Origin of the sequence: Limnoraphis robusta BA-68 BA1, assembly GCF_034932365.1 — a bacterium.
GTDB classification, from domain to species: Bacteria; Cyanobacteriota; Cyanobacteriia; order Cyanobacteriales; family Microcoleaceae; genus Capilliphycus; species Capilliphycus robustus.
Genome location: NZ_JAYGHR010000055.1, coordinates 1 through 5,548 on the forward strand (window position 1 = coordinate 1; position 5,548 = coordinate 5,548).

At 41.6% G+C, this 5,548-nt stretch carries 5 protein-coding genes; 4 read left to right on the forward strand and 1 reads right to left on the reverse strand.

Annotated features, from left to right (window positions below):
• From VB836_RS13300 to VB836_RS13310, 3 genes are all read left to right on the forward strand, one after another.
• A partial coding sequence (locus VB836_RS13300) for a transposase (RefSeq protein WP_323219750.1) occupies window positions 1-135 on the forward strand: 135 nt, incomplete at its 5' end.
• A gap of 11 nt (window positions 136-146) precedes the next feature.
• Window positions 147-1,895, forward strand: a complete 1,749-nt coding sequence (locus tag VB836_RS13305) for a DUF3536 domain-containing protein (protein WP_323219747.1) — start codon at window positions 147-149, stop codon at window positions 1,893-1,895.
• Between the two features lie 132 nt (window positions 1,896-2,027).
• On the forward strand, window positions 2,028-3,488 hold the full coding sequence (locus VB836_RS13310) for a bifunctional orotidine-5'-phosphate decarboxylase/orotate phosphoribosyltransferase (RefSeq protein WP_323219748.1): 1,461 nt from the start codon (window positions 2,028-2,030) through the stop codon (window positions 3,486-3,488).
• A gap of 4 nt (window positions 3,489-3,492) precedes the next feature.
• Here the strand turns inward: VB836_RS13310 and era are convergent, their stop codons facing one another.
• Window positions 3,493-4,431: a GTPase Era gene (gene era / locus VB836_RS13315; RefSeq protein WP_323219749.1), complete on the reverse strand. Its 939-nt coding sequence runs from the start codon at window positions 4,429-4,431 to the stop codon at window positions 3,493-3,495.
• A 262-nt stretch (window positions 4,432-4,693) separates the two neighbouring features.
• On the opposite strand from era, the gene VB836_RS13320 reads away from it, so the two are divergent.
• A complete protein-coding gene (locus VB836_RS13320) occupies window positions 4,694-5,233 on the forward strand; it encodes a hypothetical protein (RefSeq protein WP_407659665.1) in 540 nt (179 codons plus the stop codon).
• Window positions 5,234-5,548 lie beyond the last annotated feature (315 nt).

Sequence of the window (5,548 nt, forward strand, 5' to 3'; positions counted from 1 at the left end):
TATGGGCAAGCAGGGTTTAAAAAACCATATGGTAAAACAGCTTTGTGGAGTCCTAGTTATTTTGCTATCTCCGTTGGCGGCGCACCTATTGACGTACTGATTCAATACATTAAGAATCAAAAAAAGCCGTCCTAGAAGGACGGGGCTTGTATCCCATTATTTTCGGTCATCACAAAGGCGGGACAGAGAAATGTTTAGCCTATGCCTTTGTCGAAGAATTTCCCCGACGGGGTTGGACGGTGACAAACTTCGCTCACTACCTCAGTTTAAATCCTCCCACCTGGGAAGTCGAATTAAAGCCTGTCACCGCTTGGAGTTGCTTTCATGGGGTGGATCGTTGGCAAGAGGACTGTGGCTGCGGTGGGGGCGGTGTTTGGCATCAGAAATGGCGGCGTCCACTTAGAGATAGCTTGAATTGGCTGCGGGATCAACTGATTGAAGTTTATCAAACCTACGCACATCAATTTTTTGATGATCCTTGGCGGGTTCGGGATGAATATATTCAGGTGATTGGCGATCGCAGTTCAACGAATTTAGAGCAATTTTTTAGCCAAAATCAAACTCATCTGTTAACAGATTTAGAACGGATCGATGGCTTGCGTTTGTTAGAAATGCAGCGTCATTCTCTGTTAATGTTTACCAGTTGTGGTTGGTTTTTTGAGGAGATTTCTAGACCGGAAGGAACGCAACTTTTACGCTATGCGAGTCGAGCGATTGAACTGGCGGCTGAGGTGACAGGAATTGATTTAGAAGCGGAATTTTTACGAAGATTGGCTCTGGCTCCGAGTAATGTTGAGTTGTTTAAAACGGGGGATGAAGTTTATCGGCAATTGGTAAAAACATCTCAAATTAGTTTTGAACAAGTCGCCGCTCATTATGCCATTAGTTCACTGTTGACCACTTATACGCGAGATCAGCAAATTTATTGTTACAACACGCAGCAACTCGATTATCAAATCGGACATATTGGCACATTAACTTTAGCCGTCGGTCGAGTACAATTAACCTCTGAAATCACCCGAGAACAGATGGATTTTGTCTTTGCTGTTTTGCATTTAGGCGGATGGGATTTTAATTGTTGTCTTCAACCCTTTGCAGGACGTCTAGTTTATAATGAACTCAAACAGCAACTCTTTGAAGCGTTACAGCAAGCGAGCGCGGCTAAAGTTATTTTAGAAATGGTGAAAGTCTTTGGGGAGCAGTCGTTGAGTTTGCAGGATTTATTTGCAGAAGAACGTCAGCGAATTATGGGGTTATTATCTCAAGAAACCCTAGCTCGTTTGGATCAGCTTTACACCCAAGTTTATCGGGATAATTATGGGGTGATTATGGCGTTTCATCGAGATTATATTCCCGTTCCCCAAGAGTTACAAGTTGCAGCAGAAATCGCCTTGAGTCATCGTTGTTTGACAACAGTTCGAGCCTTAGAAGCGGAAAGTAGTAATGGTGAATTGAGTCTCAATCATTTAGCCGCATTAGAAGCGATTGCAACCGAAGCAAATCAGCTTAAATGTCGCATTCATCAAGGGGAAGTGGGCGATGCTTTAGAACGGTTAATTGTGCGATCGCTCTGTATTATTTTACAGCAAATTAACCCCCAAACGCTAGAGACAGAAATTGAGAGTTTAGAACGACTCATTCAGCTTGGATATCGTTTAGAATTGAACGTGTCATTAGCTCAAGCTCAGGAGTTGTATTTGCACTTTTTGGGCAAAACAATCGTTCCGTTGTGTTTAGGGTGGTTACAGCGTCAACGAGAGGCTAGCAGTCAGTCTGACGTGATGGTTCAGACAACGGTTCAAAGTCAATGGGGAGTTTCTCAACTGCGGAAGTTGTTACAGTTAGGGCAAACTCTGGCTATTGATGTTCAGGAGTTGTTGAATCAGTTGGTTTAAATAGAAACAGCTAGGGTAGGTTGGTACAGATCTTGCTATTTTTTCCAATCTGCCCTTCTCAATTAGGGATTACAATACAAAAATAGGCTTAACTGCTTTAAATTATCCCTATCTTTGTGATTTGAGTCCTCAATGAACTTTTTTGATAAGCTAATCGCTGCTATTGAACGCAATCAAAGCTTGCTTTATGTGGCGCTTGATCCAAATCCTGAATGTCAATCTGATGAATCCGTTTTAACGATTGAACAGTGGCAATATCAGTTACAGTCAATTATCGCTCAAACCGTTAATGTTGTTTGTAGTTATAAACTGAATTTAGGTTTTTATCAAGCGTTGGGTTGGGAAGGAATCAAACTGTTAGAGCAAGTTGTGCAGTCAATTCCGTCGAATTTGCCGATTATTTTAGATGCTAAATATAGCGATCTCAATAGTAGCAATATTTTTGCGCGTTTAATCTTTGAACAGTGGAAAATTGATGCTTGTACCGTTTCACCTTACACGGGTTTAGATCAACTCACGCCGTTTTTAGTTTATCCGGGTAAAGCGGTATTTGTGTTGTGTACGACAGCGAATCCTTCAGCAACAATATTACAAGAATATCCCACCTCAGAACAATCTTTGTATTTACAATTAGTACAAGAGACGCAAACTTGGGGAACCCCTGAACAATTAGGGTTAGAAGTCGGAATGATGGCGGATACCTTAGCTCGGGTGAGAAAGACAGCGCCAGAACGTTTAATATTGCTTGAAGGGGATACATCGGAAGAAAATGATTTAATGGAAGAAAGTGAATTAACACCTATTTTAGCGGCTGGATTAAATGAGAATGGAGAAGGTTTGTTACTTCCAGTTCCGCACTGTTTATTGAGAGAAGAAAATGGGAATCAGGCTGTTACAGAATTTCGAGATCGGATTAATAAAATTCGCACCCAAGATGTTCAGGGAAGTCCCACTTGTAATTTATGGTTGCCTGATATTTGTTTTTTAGAGCATCAGCCCCATCGGGATTTGATTTTACAGCTTTATGATATTGGTTGCATTATTTTTGGGGAACACGTTCAATCTTCAGGGGAGGTATTTCCCTACTATGTTGATTTGCGACGGATTATTTCAATACCCCAAGTTTTCCATCAAATTGTCAGTGCTTATGCGGAGATTTTAGAGGGTTTAGAGTTTGATCGAATTGCGGGAATTCCCTATGGTTCTTTACCAACGGCGACAGGTTTAGCATTGCGAATGGAACGTCCGATGATCTTTCCGCGTAAGGAAGTTAAAAGTTATGGAACGGGACGATTAATTGAAGGACATTTTCAGGTGGGAGAGAAAATAGTAGTGATTGATGATATTTTAATTACGGGAAATAGTGTGATGCAAGGAGCCGAAAAGTTAAAATCAGCAGGATTGGAAGTTGAAGATATTGTCGTATTTATTGATCATGGTCGAGGCGTGATGGATAAACTGAAAAATAATGGTTATAAAGGTCATACCGTTTTAACGTTAGCAGAAATTGCTGAAACTTTGTATCAAGCGAATCGCATTAGTTCCCAAGAGTTTGATTTATTTAAAGAATCAACAGAACCAACTTTATCTTAACGGTTTATTCTTCAACTCGATATCCCAAATCCGCCAAACGACTTCGAGATTGTCGCCATTTGGGTTGAACTTTCACAAATAATTCTAGGTAAACTTGACCTGCGATCAGTTTTTGAATTTGTTGACGCGCATCACTGCCAATCGTTTTGAGCATCTGACCTCCTTTACCAATTAAAATCCCTTTTTGAGAGGGTCGTTCAACGTGGATGGTCGCTAAAATTCGAGTAATTTTGGGATCTTCTTCAACCCGATCAATAGAAACAGCGACGGAGTGGGGAACTTCTTCGCGGGTATGCAGCAAAATTTGTTCGCGGATTAGTTCTCCCATAATGAAGCGTTCCGGTTGATCGGTGACTAAATCAGGCGGATAATAATAGGGGCCAGGTTCGAGTTGTTCAATAATTAAATTTTGTAGCGTATCAACTCCATCACCTGTCAGTGCAGAAAACTTGATAATCGGCCAAGAATGAGGTTGAATCAGTTCTTGATAACTCGCATCAATGGGTTGAGCGTCTTGGGGTTGTTGATCGAGTTTATTGAGTCCGAGAATAACGGGAATTTTCGCGGAGTTGAGTAGATCGGCAATAAAGCGATCGCCACCTCCAGCCATCACAGAACCATCTACAACGAATAAAAGAACATCTACTGAGCGAATGGCAACTTGAGCATTTTTAACTAAAACCTGTCCAAGCTGATGATGAGGTTTATGAATTCCGGGGGTATCGACAAAAATAATTTGGGCTTCCTGTGTGGTTAAAATCCCTCGCAGGCGGTTGCGGGTGGTTTGAGGAACAGGTGAAGTAATGGCGATTTTCTGGCCAACCATTTGGTTCATTAGGGTCGATTTTCCCACGTTTGGACGACCGATAATGCCTACAAAGCCAGATTTGTATCCCCCAGGGGCGATCGGAATGGTAAAGTTCTCAAACCCATCGACAGACATAAGCAGGCAGCAGATTGAACAAGTAGAGTATCTAAGAGTAACACAACTTGATATCTTAGGTAAAATTTGCTAGATTGCGATAGTACGTCTCTATGATATGGGAAAGCGTCGCTCTCTGGACTCCAAGTTTTTGCAAGGATGAAGCCTACTGTAAGTTGTTACAAGCCATTTCTGACAGCAGAGAAGGTTTTGGGCTTGATACTTCGCTTAATATTGGAGTCAATTGAATTTTATTAAGTTTGGTGAAACTGAGGAGATGAACATGATGAAGTTTAAACTTCTGGGTGGGTTGTGCGCTATGCTCGTCATCAGCCAACCCCTGTCCGCATTCGCTCAAATTGGTGTAATTACTGTTCCGTCGGACTTTGATTACAGATACAAGCCAAAAGATGAATCAACCGATGACTTTACTGATCCCAATCCCGATCAAGTAGATCCACCAATCTATGAAACCTTACCCAATCTAGATAGGCCCGATCGAACCCTGCCCAGTGCGTTCAGATATCCCATTATTTACGAAATGGCGGTTGATGAAAGCATTACGAGTGATGCTGTGATTACGGATGAAATTTTTCTCGCTACACTCCCGCCTATTCCGAATGGAGTAACTCTCGATGATATCCCTCGTCTGCGAGCGGAATATACTCGTGCCGTTGAGGCATGGGGTGAATTGGTTCAAGAATGTTTGACTTTGAATCCCTTGCTGATCAAGGTTGACACGGGCAATCCAATTTTAATCAATGACAAGCCAGCAGGTACAATCGTTTTCAACGCTAACTTGATCCCGGTTTGCCCCCGATAGTCGAAAGAAAGGTGAATGTTAGGATCGTTTGATATTTTTGTTGGATTGGGATCTACTCACCTTAAGTAGATCCTTTTTTTGTTCAAAAATACAAGACAATAAGCCAATTAAAAAGTCAACCCATCTTATTTTTAGATAGGTTGACTTTTTAATATTTTATTTGTTTTGGTTGAATTGAATAAAACCAGAACCCAAAAGACTGCATAGAGAAATCAGAAGTAGAGTAACAGAGGTCAAGCCCTCGGTCTGTTAGTGTGCCTTGGCTACATCCATCACTGGACTTCCACCTAGCACCTATTAACGGGTAATCTGCCC

Excerpts from the sequence above, each read along its gene's own strand:
- VB836_RS13310 (WP_323219748.1), top strand. The coding sequence starts at position 2,028 with ATGAACTTTTTTGATAAGCTAATCGCTGCTATTGAACGCAATCAAAGC.
- era (WP_323219749.1), bottom strand. The coding sequence starts at position 4,431 with ATGTCTGTCGATGGGTTTGAGAACTTTACCATTCCGATCGCCCCTGGG.
- VB836_RS13320 (WP_407659665.1), top strand. The coding sequence starts at position 4,694 with ATGATGAAGTTTAAACTTCTGGGTGGGTTGTGCGCTATGCTCGTCATC.